This is a genomic window from Lentiprolixibacter sp., from assembly GCF_982873095.1.
In genome coordinates this window covers 1-3,422 of sequence record NZ_CEYNTP010000271.1, presented here as the reverse complement: position 1 = coordinate 3,422, position 3,422 = coordinate 1, and the positions used below count along the sequence as shown (strand labels likewise).

3 protein-coding genes and 1 pseudogene are annotated in these 3,422 nt (G+C 46.5%); all 4 read left to right on the top strand.

What is annotated here, in order from left to right; genetic code table 11:
- A pseudogene (locus tag AC4E7D_RS12995) lies at window positions 1–89 on the top strand (c-type cytochrome); the annotation flags it as partial.
- Window positions 90–95: 6 nt separating this feature from the next.
- Complete coding sequence (locus AC4E7D_RS12990; protein ID WP_490174217.1) at window positions 96–674, top strand: fasciclin domain-containing protein; 579 nt, start codon at window positions 96–98, stop codon at window positions 672–674.
- Window positions 675–702: 28 nt separating this feature from the next.
- Window positions 703–2,661, top strand: a complete 1,959-nt coding sequence (gene nosZ / locus AC4E7D_RS12985; protein ID WP_490174216.1) for a Sec-dependent nitrous-oxide reductase — start codon at window positions 703–705, stop codon at window positions 2,659–2,661.
- A gap of 101 nt (window positions 2,662–2,762) precedes the next feature.
- On the top strand, window positions 2,763–3,398 hold the full coding sequence (locus AC4E7D_RS12980; protein WP_490174215.1) for a hypothetical protein: 636 nt from the start codon (window positions 2,763–2,765) through the stop codon (window positions 3,396–3,398).
- Window positions 3,399–3,422 lie beyond the last annotated feature (24 nt).

Genomic DNA, 3,422 nt, shown 5'->3' with positions numbered 1-3,422 from the left:
TAGAATTTAACGGATCCCCCATGGCCAACCAGGGGCTTACCGAAGATCAGGCGCGAGCCGTCCTTGAATATTTCAGAACCTTAAAATAGCACAATATGAAAATGAGCAACCAACCCATAGCATGGTCAGTGCTACTGGCTATTCTATTAATATTGGGGTGCAAAACCGACCCCAATAAAACGTCTTTGTCTGGTGACACGACCTCCGGAATCGAAGTGAGCAAAGAGCAGGGTCAGGCCTTTATTGAGGATGAAACTTCTGAACCTAATGTCCTTAACATCGCCGTTAAGTCTCCGGATCATTCTACACTCGTGGCTGCTGTACAGGCCGCGGATTTGGAAAATGCCCTGGTCAATGCAGGACCACTAATGGTTTTTGCCCCAACGAACGATGCCTTCGATGCCCTGCCGGCCGGAACGGTGGAAGATCTCCTAAAACCGGAAAACAAGGACGCCCTGGCAAACATTTTGAAATACCATGTTACCCCGGGGAATTACAGTAAGGAGTTCCTGAAGAAGTTCACAAAACTGGGTCAGGCCAATGACCAGAACGTAACTGTTGAAGTTAAAGGAGAAGATGTCTTTGTTGGAGGTGCCAAAATTATCGCCAGCGTTCCCGCGAGCAACGGGATCATACATGTAGTGGACAAGGTCATGCTGCCCCCACAAGAATAATTTACCAATCAATTAACAATAAAACACTATGAAACGATTTACCCTTAAGATAGCAGTAGCCCTTTCAGGAATGGCACTGCTTTTTACCGCTTGTAACCAGGGGGGAGGCAGTTCAAATGGCGCCCTGTCTTCCAGTGCTGCAGAAAAAGTTTATGTAGCACCCGGGGAACAGGATCAATATTATGCTTTCCTCTCGGGAGGATACAGCGGGAACTTAACTGTATATGGTCTTCCTTCAGGAAGGATGTTCAAGGAGATCCCGGTCTTTTCCCAATTCCCGACATCCGGATACGGATATTCTGAAGAATCCAAGCCCTTGCTGAATACATCTCATGGATTTGTTCCCTGGGATGACCTTCACCATCCAGACATTTCACAGACGAATGGGGAATTGGACGGTCGCTGGATCTTTGTCAACGGTAATAATACCCCGCGAATTGCCCGTATCAGCCTGAGCACCTTTGAAACAGAAGAAATCATAGAGGTGCCCAACAGTGCGGGGAACCACAGCTCGTCTTTCATTACCGAAAATACGGAATACGTAGTAGCAGGTACCCGGTTTTCCGTACCTGTACCGCAACGGGATATGCCCATAAATGAATACAAAGGGAACTTTAAAGGCGCTTTGACCTTTATTAGTGTCGATCCCGAACACGGGCACATGGAAATCAAATTCCAGGTTATAATGCCCGGATTCAACTATGACCTTTCCCATCCTGGAAGAGGGGATTCTCACGGGTGGTTCTTCTTCTCTACCTATAATACGGAAGAGGCAAGTTCCCTTCTTGAAGTTAATGCTTCACAGAACGACAAAGACTTCATTGCGGCTATTAACTGGAAGAAAATCGAGGAATACATAAGCAACGGCGGAGGAACTATGGTGCCCGCGAATTATGCGCACAATGTATATGATGAAAGCAGGCATATGGCCACTTCAACCATGAAGAAGGAAGTGCTCACAGTTGATCCTACCCAGGTTCCTGGTGCAGTTTATCTGCTTCCCACACCCAAGTCTCCTCATGGTTGTGATGTAGATCCGTCTGGACAGTACATCATTGGCTCCGGTAAGCTTTCAGCTGATATCACCGTACACTCTTTTGACAAAATGCTCGCTGCCATAGAAGCAGAAGAATTTGAGGGGGAGGCTTACGGGATACCCATCTTAAATTTCGAAAAGGTGCTTGCAGGAGTAGTGAAAAGTGGAGGCCTTGGACCATTACATACAGAGTTTGATGGGAATGGAAATGCGTACACTACTTTCTTTATTTCTTCAGAGGTCGTGAAATGGCAACTGGAATCCTGGGAAGTAGTAGACCGTAAACCCACTTTCTATTCAGTAGGCCACTTGATGATCCCGGGAGGAAACTCCAGGAAACCCTTTGGGAAATACGTGGTTGCGATGAACAAGATCACCAAAGACCGTTATCTCCCAACAGGGCCGGAAATGGAGCACTCTGCCCAGATTTATGATATATCAGGGGAGAAGATGGAATTGTTATATGACTTTCCCACACACGGGGAACCCCACTATGCGGCCGGCTGCCCAGCAGAGTTGTTAAAACCCAATTCCAAGAAAATTTACCGATTGGATGAAAACAACCATCCCTATGGTATCAAGTCACCAGCTGATGCCCGCGTGGAACGCAACGGCAAAGAGGTCCACATCTACATGTCCACTATCCGCAGCCACTTTACTCCGGATAACATAGAAGGTGTTAAAGTGGGAGATAAAGTATTCTTCCATGTGACCAACCACGAGCAGGATTTTGACGTGCCCCACGGGTTTGCTGCCATAGGTGCCAACACATCGGAAATACTTGTTATGCCAGGGCAGACAAAGACCATAGTCTGGGAGCCAAAACAAGTTGGGGTATGGCCATTTTATTGTACCGATTTCTGCTCTGCATTACACCAGGAGATGCAGGGATATGTAAGGGTATCTCCAGCTAATGCCAGCATTGATTTGGCCTGGTCCGTTGGAGAATAATAAGGTTCTGGGATTTTTTGGATAAAATGGGGAAGCGGGCTGCATGATAAAACCTGCCCGCTTTTCCTTTTCCTTCCCAAACCAAACACTAGCAAAAAACTATGAGAAAAGCGAGTATACTAATGATCCTGGGGCCTTTGTTCCTTTTGGGATTATACTTCCTGCCCCTGTGGAATATTATGCTTGGGGCGCCTCAATACCCTGAACCCCTTGGAATGAATATTCATATCAATGGATTAAGGGGCGTAAGCGAATTTGACATTCAAAACATAGACGGTCTGAACCACTACATAGGAATGAAGACCCTGCCGAAGGATGAAGACATGTGGGAATTCGGTGTTTTTCCCATAGTCGTTGGGGGAATGATTACTCTTGGCGTCCTTACTGGTATCCTGGGATATTCCAGAAAAATAGGATATAAATGGTTCTTTGGCTGGTTCCTGCTGATGTCCGTTCTGGGCATCCTTGGGATGTATGATTTCAATGAGTGGATGGTAGATTACGGGACCAACCTGGACCCAAATGCCATTATGAAACTGACCAATCCTGATGGTACTCCAATGTCCTATAAACCGCCTCTGTTTGGACATACGAAAATGCTCAACTTTGATGTCACCTCCCTGCCAGCTGCAGGTGCATGGTTGATGTTTATAGGAATGACAATGACCCTGATAGCCGGTTACCTCGGATGGAAAACTACAAAAACCACACCCCCGATTGAAGCGTTGGCTACTTAAAGCTCAGTATTCAAAATGAATAGC

Coding starts and splice junctions, on each gene's coding strand:
- AC4E7D_RS12990 (WP_490174217.1), top strand. CDS start 96: ATGAAAATGAGCAACCAACCCATAGCATGGTCAGTGCTACTGGCTATT.
- nosZ (WP_490174216.1), top strand. CDS start 703: ATGAAACGATTTACCCTTAAGATAGCAGTAGCCCTTTCAGGAATGGCA.
- AC4E7D_RS12980 (WP_490174215.1), top strand. CDS start 2,763: ATGAGAAAAGCGAGTATACTAATGATCCTGGGGCCTTTGTTCCTTTTG.